Source organism: Ruegeria sp. YTSC199 (genome assembly GCF_059609725.1).
Map to the genome: position 1 here is coordinate 20,039 of NZ_JBXWMF010000013.1, position 18,246 is coordinate 38,284.

17 protein-coding genes are annotated in these 18,246 nt (G+C 61.0%); 5 read left to right on the forward strand and 12 right to left on the reverse strand.

All coding sequences use genetic code 11. The features are described 5' to 3' along the window. Window positions 1-74 precede the first annotated feature (74 nt). From fsa to AC2FEE_RS13585, 4 genes are all read left to right on the forward strand, one after another. Window positions 75-728, forward strand: a complete 654-nt coding sequence (fsa, locus tag AC2FEE_RS13570; RefSeq protein ID WP_496865862.1) for a fructose-6-phosphate aldolase — start codon at window positions 75-77, stop codon at window positions 726-728. A gap of 197 nt (window positions 729-925) precedes the next feature. Next, a complete protein-coding gene (locus AC2FEE_RS13575; protein WP_496865863.1) occupies window positions 926-1,633 on the forward strand; it encodes a DUF484 family protein in 708 nt (235 codons plus the stop codon). Beyond that, window positions 1,630-2,550 carry a tyrosine recombinase XerC gene (locus tag AC2FEE_RS13580; RefSeq protein ID WP_496865864.1) on the forward strand — a complete coding sequence of 307 codons (921 nt, stop codon included), beginning with the start codon at window positions 1,630-1,632 and terminating at the stop codon, window positions 2,548-2,550. The genes AC2FEE_RS13575 and AC2FEE_RS13580 overlap by 4 nt, the downstream gene beginning before the upstream one ends. Window positions 2,551-2,633: 83 nt before the next feature. Then, window positions 2,634-3,347, forward strand: coding sequence for a CDP-alcohol phosphatidyltransferase family protein (locus AC2FEE_RS13585; RefSeq protein ID WP_496865865.1), 714 nt, complete (start codon window positions 2,634-2,636; stop codon window positions 3,345-3,347). On the opposite strand, the gene AC2FEE_RS13590 is transcribed toward AC2FEE_RS13585, so the two are convergent. The 10 genes from AC2FEE_RS13590 to AC2FEE_RS13635 form a co-directional block, all read right to left on the reverse strand. Beyond that, window positions 3,332-3,799, reverse strand: a complete 468-nt coding sequence (locus AC2FEE_RS13590) for a hypothetical protein (protein ID WP_496865866.1) — start codon at window positions 3,797-3,799, stop codon at window positions 3,332-3,334. The two genes, AC2FEE_RS13585 and AC2FEE_RS13590, sit on opposite strands and share 16 nt — an antisense overlap. A gap of 76 nt (window positions 3,800-3,875) precedes the next feature. Further along, on the reverse strand, window positions 3,876-4,331 hold the full coding sequence (locus tag AC2FEE_RS13595; RefSeq protein WP_496865867.1) for a methylated-DNA--[protein]-cysteine S-methyltransferase: 456 nt from the start codon (window positions 4,329-4,331) through the stop codon (window positions 3,876-3,878). A 70-nt stretch (window positions 4,332-4,401) separates the two neighbouring features. After that, entirely contained in the window at window positions 4,402-7,314 is a 2,913-nt protein-coding gene (gene ileS / locus AC2FEE_RS13600; protein ID WP_496865868.1) for an isoleucine--tRNA ligase, read from the reverse strand. Between the two features lie 165 nt (window positions 7,315-7,479). Further along, window positions 7,480-10,173 (reverse strand): DUF2339 domain-containing protein, encoded by a 2,694-nt coding sequence (locus AC2FEE_RS13605; protein ID WP_496865869.1) that lies wholly within the window; start codon window positions 10,171-10,173, stop codon window positions 7,480-7,482. A gap of 98 nt (window positions 10,174-10,271) precedes the next feature. Continuing rightward, window positions 10,272-10,745, reverse strand: a complete 474-nt coding sequence (locus tag AC2FEE_RS13610; RefSeq protein WP_496865971.1) for a DUF2269 family protein — start codon at window positions 10,743-10,745, stop codon at window positions 10,272-10,274. Next, the gene (locus AC2FEE_RS13615; RefSeq protein ID WP_496865870.1) at window positions 10,745-12,136 is read right to left on the reverse strand and encodes an SDR family oxidoreductase; all 1,392 of its coding nucleotides are present in this window, start codon (window positions 12,134-12,136) and stop codon (window positions 10,745-10,747) included. Before AC2FEE_RS13615 ends, AC2FEE_RS13610 begins: the two co-directional genes overlap by 1 nt. Window positions 12,137-12,145: 9 nt before the next feature. Then, window positions 12,146-12,856 carry a VIT1/CCC1 transporter family protein gene (locus AC2FEE_RS13620; protein WP_496865871.1) on the reverse strand — a complete coding sequence of 237 codons (711 nt, stop codon included), beginning with the start codon at window positions 12,854-12,856 and terminating at the stop codon, window positions 12,146-12,148. 54 nt (window positions 12,857-12,910) lie between these two features. Then, window positions 12,911-13,900 carry a YcjF family protein gene (locus tag AC2FEE_RS13625; RefSeq protein WP_496865872.1) on the reverse strand — a complete coding sequence of 330 codons (990 nt, stop codon included), beginning with the start codon at window positions 13,898-13,900 and terminating at the stop codon, window positions 12,911-12,913. Then, window positions 13,893-14,348 (reverse strand): GNAT family N-acetyltransferase, encoded by a 456-nt coding sequence (locus AC2FEE_RS13630; RefSeq protein WP_496865873.1) that lies wholly within the window; start codon window positions 14,346-14,348, stop codon window positions 13,893-13,895. The genes AC2FEE_RS13625 and AC2FEE_RS13630 overlap by 8 nt, the downstream gene beginning before the upstream one ends. Next, on the reverse strand, window positions 14,345-15,757 hold the full coding sequence (locus tag AC2FEE_RS13635; RefSeq protein ID WP_496865874.1) for a YcjX family GTP-binding protein: 1,413 nt from the start codon (window positions 15,755-15,757) through the stop codon (window positions 14,345-14,347). Before AC2FEE_RS13635 ends, AC2FEE_RS13630 begins: the two co-directional genes overlap by 4 nt. Window positions 15,758-15,864: 107 nt before the next feature. Between AC2FEE_RS13635 and truA the strand changes: the two genes are divergently transcribed. Then, on the forward strand, window positions 15,865-16,632 hold the full coding sequence (gene truA, locus AC2FEE_RS13640; protein WP_496865875.1) for a tRNA pseudouridine(38-40) synthase TruA: 768 nt from the start codon (window positions 15,865-15,867) through the stop codon (window positions 16,630-16,632). Here truA and AC2FEE_RS13645 read toward each other — a convergent pair. Both AC2FEE_RS13645 and AC2FEE_RS13650 read right to left on the reverse strand, forming a co-directional pair. After that, window positions 16,629-17,552 carry a nickel/cobalt transporter gene (locus tag AC2FEE_RS13645; protein ID WP_496865876.1) on the reverse strand — a complete coding sequence of 308 codons (924 nt, stop codon included), beginning with the start codon at window positions 17,550-17,552 and terminating at the stop codon, window positions 16,629-16,631. The two genes, truA and AC2FEE_RS13645, sit on opposite strands and share 4 nt — an antisense overlap. Further along, a complete protein-coding gene (locus tag AC2FEE_RS13650) occupies window positions 17,537-18,229 on the reverse strand; it encodes a DUF1007 family protein (protein WP_496865877.1) in 693 nt (230 codons plus the stop codon). The genes AC2FEE_RS13645 and AC2FEE_RS13650 overlap by 16 nt, the downstream gene beginning before the upstream one ends. Window positions 18,230-18,246: the final 17 nt, after the last annotated feature.

An 18,246-nucleotide genomic window follows, 5' to 3' on the forward strand; every position in this document is an offset into this window, starting at 1 on the left:
AGGGGGTTCCAGCATGGGTCTCTTTGAGGTAAAGCCATCCGCGACCAAGGCCAACCCATCAAAGGACTGCCCTCATGAAATTCTTCGTAGACACCGCCGAAATCGACGCCATCGCCGAACTGAACGATCTGGGCATGGTAGATGGTGTGACCACCAACCCGTCACTGATCCTGAAGTCGGGCCGCGACATTCTGGAAGTAACCAAAGAAATCTGTGATCTGGTCGATGGCCCCGTCTCGGCCGAAGTGGTCGCGACCGAGGCTGACGACATGATCGCCGAAGGTCGCAAGCTGGCCAAGATCGCGCCAAATATCGCCGTCAAGGTTCCGCTGACCTGGGCCGGTCTGAAAGCCTGCAAGACGCTGACCGACGAAGGCCAGATGGTCAACGTGACGCTTTGCTTCTCGACCAACCAGGCAATTCTGGCCGCCAAGGCGGGCGCATCTTTTATATCGCCCTTCATCGGTCGTCTGGATGACATTAACATGGACGGCATGGAACTGATCGCCGATATCCGTCAGGTCTATGACAACTACGGATTTGAAACCGAAATACTGGCCGCATCGATCCGCACCGTGAATCACGTGACCGACAGCGCCCGTATCGGTGCCGACGTGATCACCGCCCCACCCGCCGTGATCAAGAAACTGGCCGACCACCCGCTGACCGAAAAGGGCTTGGAAACCTTCCTGGCAGACTGGGCCAAGACCGGTCAGAAAATCCTCTGAGCCCATGCGCGACCGCGTGGCGCCGCCAGGCGCCGCGCCCGGCCCAACAGCAAAACCTGATCTTTTGATCAGGGCCTTGCAGGCGGGAGCCTTTCTGACACATGCCTATATGAAATCCACTTTTGCCTGCATTTTTCCCAAGGCAAATGCCGCATTCCGTGTTATATACCCGCCAACAAAAAAAGACCGGACGGGACATGAGCAGCAACACCAAACTCAAGGACAATCTACGCGCCGCGATTCTGGCCGAACCAGACGCCGTGCTGGACGACAAGGATCTGATGCAGGCGCTGGTGGCCGCCAATGAAGAGGCGCGCGGTGACAATGTCATCGACCTGCGCGGCATCGCCATGCAGCGACTCGAGGCGCGGCTGGACCGCCTCGAGGACACGCACCGCTCGGTCATTGCGGCGGCGTATGAGAACCTCGCTGGCACCAATCAGGTGCATCGCGCCATCCTCCGCCTGCTGGAACCCGTTGATTTCGAGAATTTTCTGGCCACGCTCGGCGGTGAAATTGCCGATATCCTGCGGGTGGACCACATCACTCTGGTCCTGGAAACCACTGTACGGCAGGAAGACCCCGCCATCGAAAAGCTGGGCGGTGTGCTGACCGTGGTCGAACCGGGTGCCGTCGATGCCTATCTCAGTCAGGACCGCGGCGGACCGGCACGGCAAGTTGTCCTGCGCCCGATTGCACAAGCCGACCCCCGGGTATTCGGCACCATGGCAGGTCAGCTTCGATCCGAAGCCTGTCTGAGGCTGAATTTGGGTGAGGGCCGCCTGCCCGGCATGATCGTCATGGGCGCCAAAGACGCCAACCACTTCTCTCCGCAACTGGGCACCGATCTGCTGTCTTTCTTCGCTGGCGTGTTCGAACGCTCGATGCGCCACTGGCTGTCGTGAGCCTGATCTCCCCAGCCTGCCGCGATGCGCTACAGCATTGGCTCGACAGTCTGGGGGCACTGGCCGGGCGGTCCGAGAATACACGGACCGCCTACCGAGGTGATGTCACCGATTTCCTGTCCTTCATGACGCTGCACCACAGCGAACGGCAGGGATTGGCGGCACTCGCGCGGATCACCGTCTCGGACATGCGCGCCTGGATGGCCGATCAACGGGCCTCGGGCGTGGGCGCACGGTCTCTGGCGCGTAAACTCTCTGCCGTCAAAAGCTTTTACCGCTGGCTGTCTGAGCGTGAAGGTTTTGAGCCCACAGCCGTCCTGTCCACCCGCGCGCCGAAATTCACCAAGAAGCTGCCCCGCCCGCTGGCCGAAGACGCCGCCCGCGCCATGATCGAGACAGTCGAACTACAGTCGACCAACGATTGGGTCGCGGCCCGTGATGTGGCCGTAGTCACACTGCTTTACGGCTGCGGGTTGCGTATCTCCGAAGCCCTGTCCCTTACCGGCGCCGACGTGCCTCTGCCTGAGACCCTGCGAATCGTCGGCAAAGGCGACAAAGAGCGGATCGTGCCCGTCCTGCCCACGGCCCGCGCGGCAGTGGATCGGTATCTGCAACTGTGCCCTCATCCGCAGGACAAGGACAAGGCCCTGTTCCGAGGTGTGCGGGGCGGGGCGCTGAACCCGCGGGCAATTCAGGGCGTCATGGCCAAGGCGCGAATGCAACTTGGCCTGCCTGCCACGGCCACGCCGCACGCTTTGCGGCATAGCTTTGCCACCCACCTTCTGTCCGCCGGGGGCGACCTGCGCGCCATTCAGGAATTGCTGGGTCATGCGTCGCTCTCAACCACTCAGACCTACACAGCCGTCGATACCGCCCGGTTGATGGAGGTCTATAACCGCTCCCACCCCAAGGCGTGATGTTCACGCATCGTGGCGTCAGCCGTTCATCTTAGTTCGGCTTTTGGTTTGCATCTGGTGAACGCATCGGTCATGACACCCGCATGACCCTCAGATTCAAAGCTCTTTGCGTCCATCTCTTTACAGCCACCGGCGCCGTTTTTGCGATGCTGGCCATGCTGGCCGCTGTCGAAGAGAAATGGAGCCTGATGTACCTGTGGCTGGTTGTCTCGTTCATCGTGGACGGCATCGACGGCCCCCTGGCCCGGCACTATCACGTCAAGAAGAACGCGCCCGAGTTTGATGGCGTGCTGCTGGACCTGATCATCGACTACCTGACCTATGTGTTCATCCCGGCTTTTGCGCTGTTCAAATCCGGGTTGATGGACGGATGGACCGGCTGGTTCGCGATCATCGTCATCACCTTTGCAAGCGCCATGTATTTCGCCGATACGCGCATGAAAACAAAGGACAACTCCTTTTCCGGCTTTCCCGGATGCTGGAACATGTTCGTGATCGTTATCTTCGCGCTCGAGCCCAATTTCTGGGTCATCCTGCTGCTGGTGTCACTGCTGTCCGTCGCAATGTTCCTGCCACTGAAATTCATCCACCCCGTCCGCACCGAACGCTGGCGCGTCGTATCGCTGCCCATGGCATTTGCCTGGACCTTCTTTGCCGGCTGGGCCGCCTGGGTCGATTTCCACCCCGAAAGCTGGGCGCATTGGGGTCTGGTGATTACCAGCCTCTATCTGGTGTCGGCGGGGATTGCACAGCAGATCATACCGCAGCGCAAAAGCACGGGTTACAGGACCTCCTGAACCTCGAACTCAGTGCCGTTATGGGTAAAGACGTCACCCTCTTGCAGGCCAATCATGGCCAGATAGATCGGGCTTTGGGTTGAGATCCCCATATAGGTTTTGCCGTCCACATCAAACCGCGTGGTTGAAACGCAAACGACAAAGCGACGGTTGTTGAACTTGACCACAGCACCGGGCTGCACCGTGTCAGTCACACTGAAATCGGTGTTTTCGATCACGTCGATCTTGGCGTGATGGGCATGCACGGGTGCATCAAAGGCTGCCGCCAGATCCGCATTCTCGCGCGAGGCAGCTATATCATCCTTGTCATGCCCTTCCCGGTCATCCAACTGGGAATCCTTCAGGAAGGCGTCGTAATGCGCCTGGGCGGTTGCCAGTTCCTGCTCTTCCAGCGACATCAGTCGGTCAATAATGGCCTTCTTGCGGGCGGCCGGGTCTGTTTGGGCGGTCATGCAATGCGGTCCTTTGAATTCTCTGTCTGATACAAGTTGGGCTTCAAGCAACCGGATTGCAATAGAATTCCGCCCGTCAGATCAGCAGGCCCGCCGCCCGTTCATGGCGCAGTAAGGCCACCTTGGTCTCAACCCCTCCGTCGCCAGAAAAGCCGCCCAGCCCGTTGGCCGCCAGCACCCGGTGACAGGGGATGATGACCGGGATCGGGTTGGCTCCGCAGGCTTGCCCCACGGGCTGAGGGGGCTGCCCCAACTCTTTGGCGATATCACCATAAGTGCGGGTCTCACCCAAGGGGATCGCGAACATCAGGTCACAGACCTGCTGTTGAAATTTTGAGCCGGACACGCGGTAGGGCAGATCAAACCGCTCCAGCTGACCCTGATCATAAGCCGTCAACTGCGCGGCAGCTTCCTGCAATAAGGGCGTTTGGGATCCCTCGTTCCGGCCACCCCACACAAGACGCGTGACGGCTCCGTCGGTTTCTTCAACCCCAAGGCAACCAAACTGAGTGTCAACGGCAATCATCGGCATGAGGGCAGCGTTTCAGATCGCTGACGCCACTGCAACGAAAAACCCCCGGCCGATGGCCGGGGGTCTGATCTTAGCTCAGTGCCTCGTTGCAGCGTCCACAGACGCCTGCATGGGCGTGTCGGCCAACATCGGGCAGGATCTTCCAACAACGCTGGCATTTCTCGCCCTCGGCCTTTTCGAACACCACCGCGACACCGTCGATTTCCGGTACGCGGAAGGCTTCGGCCGGGGCCGGGTCGCCGGTGACGGTCAGTCCCGAGGTGATGCACATGTCATCCACGTCGAAGGTGGCAAGCAGATCGCGGGTTTCCTGATCCTCAACATGCACGATCGGCGCGGCCTCAAGGCTGGAACCGATTACCTTGTCCTGGCGTTGAACCTCCAACGCAGCGGTCACGGCGCGACGCACGCGGCGCACCTTGGCCATGTAGGTTTCCATCACCTCGTTGCGCCAGTCGGCGGGCGTGTCCGGGAAGTCCACCAGATGCACAGAGCTATCATCGCCCGGGAACCGCTCCAGCCAGACCTCTTCCATTGTGAAAACCAGAACCGGCGCCAGCCATGTGGTCAGGCGGTGGAACAGGATATCCAGCACAGTGCGGGCCGCGCGGCGGCGCAGGCTGTCGCCGTCGCAATACAGCGCATCCTTGCGGACGTCGAAGTAGAAGGACGACAGATCGACCGTGGCAAAGGTGAAGACGGCGCTGAACACGCCCTGGAAGTCGAAGGACGCATAACCTTTGCGGACCTGTTCATCCAGATCGGCCAGACGGCTGAGCACCCAGCGTTCCAGACGCGGCATGTCCTCGGGCGCGACGCGATCGGCTTCGGTGAAGTCGGCCAGCGAGCCCAGCATGAACCGCATGGTGTTGCGCAGACGGCGGTAGCTGTCAGCGGTGCCTTTCAGGATTTCCGGCCCGATCCGCTGGTCGGCAGTATAGTCGGTCTGAGCTACCCAAAGGCGCAGAATGTCGGCGCCGTATTGCTTGACGACCTCTTCCGGTACGATGGTGTTGCCCAGCGATTTGGACATCTTGTTGCCCTTGGCATCCAGCGTGAATCCGTGGGTCACCACATTGCGGTACGGCGCACGACCCTTGGTGCCACAGGCCTGCAGCATGGACGAATGGAACCAACCGCGGTGCTGGTCGGTACCCTCCATGTAGACGTCAGCGATGCCGTCCTCGGTCCCGTCCTCACGGTCGCGCAGAACGAAGGCATGGGTTGAACCGGAATCGAACCACACGTCCAACACGTCGAACACCTGATCGTAGTCGTCGGGGTTGGCGATGCCGTCGAGGATCTTCTCTTTGAAGCCTTCAGTGTACCAGATATCCGCGCCGTCTTTCTCGAACGCCGCCTTGATACGGGCGTTGAGGTCTTCGTTACGCAGCAGGTACTCCGCGTCGGTCGGCAAGGCGCCTTTCTTGGTGAAGCACGTCAAGGGCACACCCCAAGCGCGCTGGCGGGACAGAACCCAGTCCGGGCGCGCCTCGATCATCGAATAAAGGCGGTTGCGACCGGTCTGCGGTGTCCACTTCACCAACTCGTCGATGGACCTCAGGGCTCGTTCGCGGATGGTGTCGCCCATCTCACCCATGCCATCGTCCAGTTTGCGGTCAACCGATGCGAACCACTGCGGCGTGTTACGATAGATGATCGGAGCTTTCGAACGCCACGAATGCGGATAGCTGTGCTTGATCTTGCCACGTGCCAGCAGCCCGCCAACCTCGACCAGCTTGTCGATGACGGCCTTGTTGGCGTCACCTTCGCCGCCTTTGCGGGACAGGATGTATTTGCCGCCAAAGAACGGCAGATCGGCGCGGAACGAGCCGTCATCCATAACGTTATAGGTGATGACCTGCTCGAGCATCCCCAGATCGCGATAGAGTTCAAATTCTTCCATACCGTGCGACGGCGCACAATGGACGAAACCGGTACCTTCGGTATCGGTCACGAAATCGGCGGCGCGGAAGTCGCGGATGTCGTCCCATTCACCATTGCCACCCTCGGCCCCGGCCAGCGGGTGCGTCAGCTGGACATTTGCCAACTCATCCGTGGTCACGTCACGCACGCGCTTCCACTGATCGTCGTTCAGACGGGCACGGCCCAGCACATCGGCGGCCAGATTGTCGGCCAACAGGAATTTATCGCCCACATTGGCCCAGCATTCTTCAGGTGCGCCAATGACTTCATACAGGCCGTACGAGATATCCTTGCCATACACGACAGCCTTGTTCGACGGCATGGTCCATGGGGTCGTTGTCCAGATAACAACAAACGCGCCATCCAGATCACCTGCATTCACGGCCTTGAACTTCACCCAGATGGTGAAGCTTTCCTTGTCGTGATACTCGACTTCAGCCTCGGCCAGCGCGGTCTTCTCGATGGGCGACCACATCACGGGCTTGGAGCCCTGATAGAGCGTACCGTTCATAAGGAACTTCATGAACTCGTCGGCAATCACTGCCTCTGCGTGGTAATCCATGGTGATGTAGGGATCGGGCCAGTTGCCGGTGATGCCCAGACGCTTGAACTCTTCACGCTGGATGTCGATCCAACCCTCGGCAAACTTGCGGCATTCCTGACGGAAGTCGACGATGTTCACCTCGTCCTTGTTCTTACCCTTTTTGCGGTACTGTTCCTCGATCTTCCACTCGATCGGCAGGCCGTGGCAATCCCAGCCGGGCACATAGCGCGCATCATGACCCATCATCTGATGGGACCGGACGATCATGTCCTTGATCGTCTTGTTCAGCGCGTGGCCGATATGCAGGTGGCCGTTGGCGTAGGGGGGGCCGTCATGCAGGGTAAAGGGCGTGCGGTTTTCTTTTTCACGCAAGCGGTCGTAGACGCCGATGGTCTCCCACCGCTCCAGCCATGCAGGCTCGCGTTTGGGCAGGCCGGCGCGCATGGGGAAGTCTGTTTTGGGCAGGTTCAGCGTGTCTTTGTAATCAGGTGTCTGGATCGTGTCGGCGCACATTGGGGGCGTCCTTTGGATGATCTGGTCGTCTTATGGCTCGAAGCGGTCGGTGCGAAGTCTCAAACACCTTTGCCCGGCGTCTCAATGGGTCAGAGCGCCGGGGATATAATTCGAATAATGATGGCCATCCGGTCATACATGGCCGCGCTTATAGGACGCTCGCCCTCAATGGTCCAGAGGTTCCGGGTTCTGCGTCGAATGGCGCAGCATGGCCCATCGGTTCAGCCACGCCAGACCGGCCAGCGCAAGGCCCAGCGCCAGCAGCGAGAACACCCGGATCAACCCGCCAAGGCCAGCAATGTCGATCAGGAACACCTTGGCCACAGCCAACCCGATCACCACCAATCCGGCCTTGCGCATCACGTCAGATCGGCGTGCCAGCGACTGGTAGAACAGCGCTGCGCCAATCGCCAGAAGCGCCATGGTATAGGTGTAAAGTTCGGGCTGGGTCACGCCATTGCCTTCATACATCCCCGCAGACCCCTGCCAGACATGGCGTATCGCCAGCCCCAGCCACATGGCGGCCAGAACGCTGACCAATCCCCAACTGGCACGCCTAAGCCAAAGCGGGGTTGCTTGGATGCGCCAAACCGAGAATCCGATGATCAGCGCGGGCAACAGATAGGCCACCGCCAGCGTGTTCAGCACTGGAGGACCCAGAACCGGCGGCGCGATAGTGTTGAGCAGCGGGTTCGCCTCGACCATCGCCTGCGCCAGACGCAACAGGCCATGACCGGCAAAGAACGCAGCCAGTGCATAGCGCACGTAGTTCAGCTTGCCCCCCAACTCCAACCGCTGAACCTGCGCAAAGGCCAGCAGCAACCAGATGATCGCCAGCAAGCCCAGACCCCAGTGACTGTTGGTGGCGTTGCCTTGGCCAAAACTCTGCAGCCAGCGCTCCAGCAGCAGGGACAGCAGGATGCCCCCGGTTGCCCAGGCCGCGCTTTCCAGCAGCAAGCCCGCCACTGGGCGATTCAACGGCCGCAGCAGCAGCCACCCAATCACAAAACCTACGGTAGCACCGCCATACACCAGCACCATCTCAGCCACCGGCGCAAAACTGGCCCAGATAAGGCCCGGGGTCAGGACCAGCCGCACGGTGACGGTGAACACGCCCGCCCAGATGAACCAGCTCATTGGGGGCAGCGTGAATTTACGGTCAAGCGCTGCCGCCACAACAATCATCACGACCAGTGCAATAGTCAGCGCGGCTGAGCTGAGTACGATGACGCAGGCAAAGGTCAGGCAGGACAGCGCCGACAAGGTGGCCAGCGCCGGGCGTATCCGGTTCTCGCCATCCACGCGTGCGAAGCGTTCGGCAAAAACGACCATCAGCACGCCCAGCGCAATTGCATGCAGAGCCCAGGGGTACGCGCCGATGACGTGGGCGGGATGCCAGCCAATCTCTAGCGCGATGGCCAGAACCGGAGCAAAAACCGCCGCCGCCCCGGCCCAGATTGCCGTGTATGTCTTTGCCTGCATCGACCGCCACGCCGCAGAAATGGAAATCACCGCGCCAAGGAAGGTCAGGATGGTCACCACCCAAGGGAAATCGGCCTCGGGCGTTTCGGCGTAGGTCTCGGCGAACTGACGTAAAACGTTCCCATTGTCCCAGCCATGGATCAGGACAAACCAGATGAGGCCAAAAGCAGGCAGTACCGTAGCATCCTGCAACGCCTCGGCCCGCTGCCCCCACAGCATCAACCCAAGGGTCATGCCCGACAGCAGAGTAACGCCCAACCAGAACTCCCCTGTGCTGTCAGCCCAATGCAGCGCCACGATTGCGGCGCTGACAGCGATTGCGCCAAACCCCAGCCGGGTCGGGAACTCCGGCCAAGCATCGCCCTTTTTACGCCAGATGATTTCACTGATCATCGAACCGCCATGATCGGGCCAAACCCGCCTGACCGGAATCGCGATGGCGATCACAGCCAACGCCGCCACGCATATCAGATACTCGGCCTCGGTCACGGGCGAAGACAGCACCAGCAGCAAACAGGCGGTATAGGCCCCAAACAAGGTCAGAACCGAGATCCAGGCCCAGCGCCGCACCGTGTCGACCCCCAGACCCAGAACAGCAATTACAAAGAAATAGGCATACAGCCAACTTGGATTCTCGGATGTGCCACCAACCACGAAGGGGGCCGAGAACGCACCAATCAATCCAACGGCGGCCAGCAACGGGCCGTGAAACCAGCCCAACACCAGCCCCACCAGCGCGACGGCGATCATTGCCATCAGCGCGGCCTCGGGGCCGATCAGGTCATAAAGCTGCCGCGCGGCCAGAATACCTCCGAACAGCGTGACCAGTCCGGCGCCGGAAAAGACCGAGGGCAGATAGGCGGTCGCTATGCTTTCATCATCACCGAATTTACGGCGGATGACCTCTCCGACACCGATCAGCGTCGCGCCAAAAAGCAACGCGGCCATCACGCGGGCGGACGGAGGCAATAGCCCGTTTTCGACGCCGTATTGAACGAGAAAAATCCCTGCCAGCGCCAGCGACAGGGCGGACACCGCGTAAAACCAGTTCTCCCGCAACCAGACCATAAGTGCCGACAAGCGATCTTCGCGAAACACAACGGCGGCAGGTTGTATCTGTTCAGCAGCCGGTTGCGACGGTCGGGCCTTGGTCCACGGGGCGGGCTTTGGCGACTTGTCCGGCTTTTCGGTCGGTTTTCTCGGCTCTGACCGGGTGGGAACTGAGCGCGTCTCGGGGTCGTCTCCTCCCAGAGAGAGGAGTTGTTGTTCAAGCTGCTCGACCCGGCGGCGCAGGCGGGTATGGCCAACAAGTAAAACAATGATGGCCACCGGTATGGCCAGCACGATCAATCCGACAAGAACAAGCAGGGATTCCAATGGGCTCTCCGGGTGGTTTCAGGGTCAGGCTACCCGAGGTACGCAGCTTGCAACAGTCAGAAACCACGGTGGATTGCACGCGAACCCTCAGGCTAAGTTCACCCTATCGTTGGGCGCGCGATCATCAACCAGAGGATGATTAGCACCGCCGCAAAAGCCGGAAACCCACAGGCAAACCAGATACGGAAGAGGCGGTGATAGGCCTGCGGCAAGGACTCGGAACTGTCAGCGGCCGCCTGCGCCAGACTGCGCATACGCACCTGTATCCAGACGACCGGCAGCCAGAAAACTCCGGCCACCGCATAAAGCAACAGCGAGGCCAGTAGCCATCCCTCGGTCAGCGGCCAGCCCAGCCGCCATGCCAGCAGCCCCCCGGTGAGGGGTTGGGCAATTACGGCTGTTGTCGTGAACACCAAGTCGGCCAAAACCACGATCCCGGCCGTCTGCGCGACAAACCGGGCGTCGCCTGAGCGATGTGCGACCAGCATGAAAAACGCGATCCCCGCGCCGGTGCCCAACAGGACACAAGCTCCGATGACGTGCAACCAACGCAGGAACAGGTCCGGGTCCATCAGCGGCTCTGCAACAGGGGCCAAGCGACGAGTGACAATGTCATCGCCGGCAGGATCTTGATCAACGGGCCGAGCGGGTCGAGCCATAGGCCCGGCACCGCAAAACTTGCGGCCAGTAAGTAAATCAGGGCAACGGCAACCTGGGCCAGGCAGGCACGCGCCGCCCATGGGCGCCACAGGATGGCAAGGCCCAGTGCGATATCGACGAAGGACCAGAACAGGACGCTGGAGACGGCCAATGCCATACCCCAACCGGCATCGGTTAGAATGGCCGTCGCCTGGGGCAGGCTGATCAAACCAGTTAGACCGGATAACACCCAGAACAGACTCAGCACTGCAACGACCAGAGGCATCAGGAGGGACATCCGCGCAGTCAGACGGTGCTCGCGCGAACAGGTCAAGCCTGCATAGACCTGCGGCAAGCTGTCCACTGACCGGCCCGTGATCGCACGGTAATGCTCTGGGTCACCGATCACACCGTCGGCCATCACTCTCATCGCGTTACTGCGCAAGGGCGAGCGCCACCCCAATTGCCCCAGCCCATCCGCGCAGGTCGAGATCAGGTTGGTCACCACCCCCGGCACCTCCACTGTGGCCCGCGCGACCGGGAACCCTATCCATTTGCGGGTCTGAGCCAGCACATTGGACAACGGGGACGGAGTGTCTTCGACCAGATCATACGTGCCTTGCGGCAATTCCTGAGCCACAGCCAGTGTTACGGCGCGGCACAAGTCCGGCATCCCGACGCATTGAACGGGCGTGTCGGGGTACGCAATGGGCTGCACCAAGGGCACCGCCGCCAGCATTCTTAACAGCGCCGTTCCGCCGTAATCCGATTGCCCGATCACCAACCCGGGCTTCAGAATCCACAACGGAACACCGCAGTCCTGCAGCGCCGCATCTCCGGCCGCCTTGGTGCGCATGAAGTCAGTGCCAGCATCGGGTTCGGCCCCGATGGCCGATATCTGGACCACGGCGATATTCCTTTGCGCGCAGGCCCGGCCCAAAGCTGCAATGGCGGTGTGGTGGACGGCTTCAAGATCATCTGCCGGACCATCCTGCAATGCGCCCGCGCAGTTCACGACGCAATCAATTCCCTGCAGGTGCTTGTCCCAATCATCGGGCCGCAAACAGGCCCGCAAGTCACCCAGTATCTGCGGAACCTCCCCAAGAACCTGAGCCCCCGATTTCTTGCTGCGCACAAAGGCCGAGACACCCGCCCCCTCAGCCCGCAGCGACCGCAAGACAGCGGCGCCGATAAATCCGTAAGCCCCCAAAATCAGAACGTTTTTATTCGCAAGCTGCAATTGGCACTCGATCACCTGAACCTGTTTGCAGCAGCCTAACCGCTGGCCGAAGTTTGACCAGCCGTTTACGCTGCCCTGCGACAATCTTGGCCGTCACGGGTGAAACAGAGACCCGACAAGATACGCGATCAACGCCGCCGCCCCACCAATCACAAAGGTTTCGAACCCGGATCGCCACCAGGGCGCCAATGACCAGCGGCTCTTGAACGCTCCGATGGCGAAGAAAACGCCCATGGTCATGCAGGCCGAGATCGTAAAGGCTTGATCAAACCCCAGAAGGAACGGCAGCAGCGGCACCATGCCGGCAACGAGGAACGCGATGAAGGTCGCCATCGCCGCCTTGAACGGATGGGGATCAACGCTGCCAAGGCCATATTCGCCCTCGACCATCAGGTTGATCCAGTTTTCGTGGTTCGCCGTGATCGCATCTGTCGCCTCGTCCAGAACGCGGCCTGACAGGCCCTTCTGCGCCAGAATCTCGCGCACCTCGCGGCGTTCTCCGTCGGGGTAGAGGTCGATATGGCGCTCTTCGATGGCGCGGATGCGGCGGATGTTGTCCAACTCGGCCTTTGTACCCGAGTAATTCCCGGCAGCCATGGAAAACCCATCCGCCAGCACGTTGGCCAGCCCCAAGGCAACGATGATGAACGGGGACAGGCCAGCGCCGGCAACCCCGGCCACGATGGCAAAGGTGGTCACCGACCCGTCGATGCCGCCATAAACCACATCGCGCAGCACGCCCCGACCGGGTGGCGCATTGATCCGCGCGGCAATTTCCTGCTGGCTGTGTCCGTGATCGGTCATGGCTGGCTCCGGCATTGTTATGCACGCCAGCGGGCAGGTGGACTTTGAGTCAGGTCAAGTTTTCGAAAACAACCCGCTGAGGGCGCGTTTGATCATACCGCGCGTCGACGGTTGATGCCGGTTGGAAAACGGCAGCGGACGACAGACCTCCATCGCGGCCACGCCGACCCGCGCGCTAAGCGCTCCGTTCACCAGCCCCTCGCCGAATCGTCGAGACAGTTTGCTAAGTACCGATCCGCCCAGAACTGGTTCGAGCAGATCGTCACCCACGGCCACGGCCCCGGTCGCCACCAGATGCACAAAAACCGCCCGCGTCAGACGCCAACTGCCCAGAAAACCTGCGCGACCGCCATAGATCTCGGCCACCCGGCGGATCATCCGCAATGAGGCTGCAAGCGCCGTCACCACATCCGCCAACGCCAGCGGCACCAGCGCGGTCACCGTGGCAACCTGCCGGGCGGCGGCTTCGACCTCGCGGCTGGCGGCGGCGTCCAGCGGGGCCAGCAATTCGTCTTCGGCCAAGGTCAGCAGGGTCGAGGCATCGAACTGCTCGCCCATCCGTTCGGCCAGACGGTCGCGGCCCCACCGGGTTTCGTCGCGCCCTTTGTAGAATGCAATCAGGCGGTTGGTCACCGTGCGGGCCTGCCCCAGATCATCCTCCGCCAGAGCTGTATCTGCAGCACTTCGCATGCCATCCACCCGGGACAGCCGCCCGATGGCCGCAAGTTCTCGCAGGGCGATAATCAAGGCGACCAATACCAGCGCCCCCATCAAGCCTGTCACCACCCAGCCCAAAATCGGTGCTCGCAGCAGCAGCGAGTTGACGAAGTCCCAAGCGGCAACGGAGACCACCGCGCCAATCACCGCCAGCGCCAGCCCCCAGAACCACCGCGACAGGGCCGAGGGTTTTCGCGCCGCCAGCCGCGCCGCCGCCTGCATCGCCTGCCCTTGCGGTGGGGCAATATCGGGCACTGGCGGGGCCTGCGCCACATCAGCCGCGGGCTCTTCCGCATCCAGATCGATCAGTACCGGACCTCTAGCCATCTGCCGCCCCTTCCCTGCGCCAGATATATTTGATGTCCGGCAGGTTTTCATCATTGTCCGCCCCATCACTGCGGGAAATCTCGACAAATCCGTTGTGTTCATAGAACCGCTGCGCACCAAGATTGGCCTGAAACGCATACAGAGACAGCTGTGCCCGGACGGATTTGGCATGTTGCAGCAAACACTGCCCAATTCCCTGCCCGCGCGCCACCGGTGTCAGGTACAGCGAGTGGATGTCATCCCCATTCAGCGCCAAAAATCCAAGGATTCCCCCCTCGGCCTCGGCCACAGTGACCCAGCCCTGGTCAATCATCCAGCCGCAAAAAGCGATCGTTTCGGCGCGGGAATGCAGCTCGGGCATCCAGTCGTTTTCACGGGAAAACCCGTGCAGGATCTCTCCGATGCTGCCGGCGTCCGTGGTACGGGCGGGGCGGAGGGTCACGGTCATAGACGATCTCCGATCAGGAACTGCGCGGCGCGGTCCAGCCGGATATGCGGCGGGCCGTCGCCGGGGCGCAGGGTCAGATGCGCGGGCGCAAAAGCCATGAATTCAAAATCCGCACCCAGCCAGCTTTCGGCCCCGTTGCGGGCCGGACCCAGCAGATGCGCCGGGTCGTCGGGCAATTCGCCGGGATAAAAAGCCGCCTGCTTACCGTCCAGCAAGGTGCCGCGTACGCATGGCAAGTCAGCCCCGTTATGATTGCGGATTTCTTCGGTCGTCGCCCGCAGCGCTGCCAGCGACAGCGCCGCCGTTTCCGCCCCTGCAAAGCTAGCGCGGTCGCGGGCGTCACGGGTCAGCGCCTCCATAATATGTGTTAGGCGAGGGTGTTGTGTGTGGTGCAAATGGTCAGCTTTGGTGGCGGCAAACAGAATACGCTCAACCCGTTTGCCCAGCAGCAATTGGGCAAGCCAAGCATTGCGCCCCGGGCGGAAGGCCGCAAGGATGTCGGCCATGGCTCGGCGCATATCCTCAACCGATTGCGGGCCTTTGTGAATAGCGCCCAGCGCGTCGACCAGAACCACTTGCCGGTCGATCCGGGCAAAATGATCCCGGAAGAACGGCTTTACGACTTGCGTCTTGTAGGCCTCGTACCGCCGCGCCATCTCGCGGTGCAGGCTGCGGCGCGGCGCGTGCCCCTCTACCGGCAGAGGCGCAAAGGTCAGAACCGGAGAGCCCTCCAGATCACCGGGCAACAAGAAACGACCCGGCGTGCAATCGTAAAAACCGGCATCGCGCGCGTAGGCCAAGTAAGCGGCAAACGCCTTGGACAATGCCTGCGCCGTCGGTTCGTCGTGTGCTGAGGTCGGATCGGTTGTCTTAGCCTGCGCAAGAAACGCCTCGGCTTCAGTGCGTCCGGCGATACGGTCCAACGTTTCCGCGGACCAGACCTCATAGGACTTGTCCAGCAGGGCCAGATCCAGCAGCCATTCTCCGGGATAGTCCACGATATCCAGATGGATGGTGCGCGGTCCCTGCAGGCCGGACAACAACCCGGAAGGACGAGCCTTGAAGGACAGGCGCAGCTCGGACACGGCGCGGGTGCTGTCGGGCCAGTGCGGCTTTGGGCCGGTCAGGGCGGCCAGATGGTTTTCATAGTCGAACCGTGGCACCGTATCGTCGGGCTGCGGCTGCAGGTAGACGGAATTGATCCGCCCCTCCTGTTGCGCCACCAGACCGGGCATTCGCCCCCGGTCCAGCAGGTTCGCAACCAAAGAGGTGATGAACACCGTCTTGCCTGACCGGGCCAACCCGGTGACGCCCAGACGGATGACGGGTTCAAACAGAGTTTCAGACACACGGTCACCCACGGATTCGACACCGCGCACAAGACTGTCTGCCAGGGATGAGATGACCAAACTGTCGCCCCGCTTTTATCGTTTCGCTCAAGATAGGTAGAGGTCGTCGCACTTGCCAGAGCTTTCCCACCCTTGCCCCTTTTCTCGCGTCAGGTTACCAGCGGCCCATGCCCAGATACGCCTTGAAAGTCGAATACCAGGGGGAACCGTTTGCCGGGTGGCAGCGGCAAAAGGAATTGCCGTCCGTACAGGGGGCAATCGAACAAGCGTTGTCACGCATTCAACCCGGAGAGCATACCATCGCCGCCGCTGGTCGCACCGATGCCGGGGTGCACGCGCTGGGTCAGGTTGCCCATTGCGATCTGGTCAAGGACTGGGACCCGTTCCGCCTGTCCGAGGCGCTGAACTATCACCTCAAGCCACAGCCGGTGGCCATCGTGAAGGCCACGCGGGTGGACGATGACTGGCACGCACGGTTTTCGGCGCTGGAGCGGCAATATCTGTTCCGCATCCTGATGCGCCGTGCCCCTGCAACCCATGACGCCGGACAGGTCTGGCAGATCAACCATCAGTTGGACGTCGACTCCATGCAGGCTGGGGCGGATACGTTGATCGGTCGGCATGATTTCACCACCTTCCGCTCGTCCATCTGTCAGGCCGCCAGCCCGGTCAAAACGCTGGATGAATTGCGGGTCGAACAGGTTCAGGGGTTTTCCGGCCCCGAGGTGCATTTCCACGTCCGCGCGCGGTCATTCCTGCACAATCAGGTGCGCAGCTTCGTGGGAACTCTGGAGCGGGTCGGCGCAGGTGCGTGGACGCCCGAAAATGTGCGCGATGCTTTAGAGGCCACCGACCGCGCCGCATGTGGGCCTGTGTGCCCACCGCAGGGCCTGTATCTGGCGAGAGTTGAGTATCCGGAACCGGTATTCGACTAGATCGCGCGCATCAAAAGACCGCTGGCGATCACCACGATAGCCAGTCCCGCCACCAGTTCAATGGTCGGGGCCAACACCGAAGCAAACCGTGTGGCCGAGACTGAGGCCAACAACCCTCCGCGCAGGCCAAACGAGGTCCAACCAACCAGAGTTGTCACCGTTGCCGTGCCTAAAGCCATCGCAAACGCGCCTGCGATGCCGATCATTGCGATGCCCATTTGCCATGTCAGGATCAACACGAACAATGCGCCAGTGCAGGGCCGCGCGGCAATGCCTGCGATCAGCAGCATGGCTTCGCGCAGGCTGCCGACTTGAGCGACTTCCTCGGCTGTCGGGCCGTGGCGGTGGCCGCAATCGGAACAGACGCCATCATCGTGATCATGTTCATGGTGGTGATCATGGTGCTGATGCGCTGTTTCAGTTCGATGCCGCCGTGCAAAGCTGCGAATGGAGCGGGTCACCAACCAAAGGCCGATCGCGGCAATAGCGGCATAACTGATCGGAGCCATCACTTGCTCGGTTGTGCCAACAAGACTTTCGCGTGACATCTGAAAAATCAGGACACCCGCATAAACCAGCACAACAGCCGTCACCGCCTGCCCCAGACTTGACAACACGCTGATCGCGGACAGACGCCAGAAGGCGACGCGACGGCCCAGCCCGTAGCCTCCGATCAGCACCTTACCGTGGCCGGGGCCGATGGCGTGAAAGAAGCCATAGGCGAAACAGACTGTTAGGAGTGTTGCGACCGCTTCGGGCTGCTCGGTTCGTACCGCGCGCAAGGCCCGCGCGATCTGATTCTGAAACTCGCGCTGCTCACCCGCAGCCCAGGCGGCAAGGCTGTCAAATCCGCCACTTCCCCAGAACCACAGCAGCAAAGCAATGGTGATGGCAACCGGAACAATCAGGTATTTGGACATGAAACGAAAATCTCGGACGCAAAGCTTTCCCCGACCATCGGGATATCGTTTTCCTCAAGATCATAATCGGCGTCAAGCGTCAGCAAGAATGCCTGCATCTGCGCCAATTGCCCATCAATATCGGGATCGAACCGATCAATCTGGCAGGATGCAGGTCCTGACACTGTAACGGGGCGTGTCACGTCGTAAGCGATGTAGAATGTCTCATCATAGGCTTTCGCCGTCAGTGAGGATGCAGACACCGCGCCGCCTTCAACCGCACGCAAATGGCTTGTTACAATACGCCCGTCCTCAGTTGTGGCGGTAGGCTCCAATGGGCCGGACAACACCACCGGCGCGCCATCGGCAAAAACAACCAGATCACCGTTGTACCCTTCAATCCATTGCGCGTCGAAGCCCGACAGGACCTGTTCTTCGCCTTCGGTCAAGACGCCATCGAAGTCGTGATCCAGCTTCATCTGTTCAAGTTGGTAAAGCGAGTAAAGCTCGTCATAAGCCCAGGTCACGCGCACATGCGTCAGTTGGCCGGAGTCGTCCACGATGAACTCCAGCCCGGTGTCGATGTAGACATGCGGGTGGGCCATTGCCGAAATCGGCAGGTAACAGGTCAAAAGGGTCACGATCCAGCGCATGAGCGAAAGATAGGGGTTCGATCCACGCCCGGCAACGCGTTTCACAGGTGACGTGCAGAAAC

Bases quoted from the DNA above. Each gene is read 5' to 3' on its own strand.
- AC2FEE_RS13590 (WP_496865866.1), bottom strand. From the start codon at position 3,799: ATGACCGCCCAAACAGACCCGGCCGCCCGCAAGAAGGCCATTATTGAC.
- AC2FEE_RS13610 (WP_496865971.1), bottom strand. From the start codon at position 10,745: ATGGACCCGGACCTGTTCCTGCGTTGGTTGCACGTCATCGGAGCTTGT.
- AC2FEE_RS13630 (WP_496865873.1), bottom strand. From the start codon at position 14,348: ATGACCGTGACCCTCCGCCCCGCCCGTACCACGGACGCCGGCAGCATC.
- ileS (WP_496865868.1), bottom strand. From the start codon at position 7,314: ATGTGCGCCGACACGATCCAGACACCTGATTACAAAGACACGCTGAAC.
- AC2FEE_RS13620 (WP_496865871.1), bottom strand. From the start codon at position 12,856: ATGACCGATCACGGACACAGCCAGCAGGAAATTGCCGCGCGGATCAAT.
- AC2FEE_RS13585 (WP_496865865.1), top strand. From the start codon at position 2,634: ATGACCCTCAGATTCAAAGCTCTTTGCGTCCATCTCTTTACAGCCACC.
- AC2FEE_RS13575 (WP_496865863.1), top strand. From the start codon at position 926: ATGAGCAGCAACACCAAACTCAAGGACAATCTACGCGCCGCGATTCTG.
- AC2FEE_RS13595 (WP_496865867.1), bottom strand. From the start codon at position 4,331: ATGCCGATGATTGCCGTTGACACTCAGTTTGGTTGCCTTGGGGTTGAA.
- truA (WP_496865875.1), top strand. From the start codon at position 15,865: ATGCCCAGATACGCCTTGAAAGTCGAATACCAGGGGGAACCGTTTGCC.
- AC2FEE_RS13645 (WP_496865876.1), bottom strand. From the start codon at position 17,552: ATGTCCAAATACCTGATTGTTCCGGTTGCCATCACCATTGCTTTGCTG.
- fsa (WP_496865862.1), top strand. From the start codon at position 75: ATGAAATTCTTCGTAGACACCGCCGAAATCGACGCCATCGCCGAACTG.
- AC2FEE_RS13625 (WP_496865872.1), bottom strand. From the start codon at position 13,900: ATGGCTAGAGGTCCGGTACTGATCGATCTGGATGCGGAAGAGCCCGCG.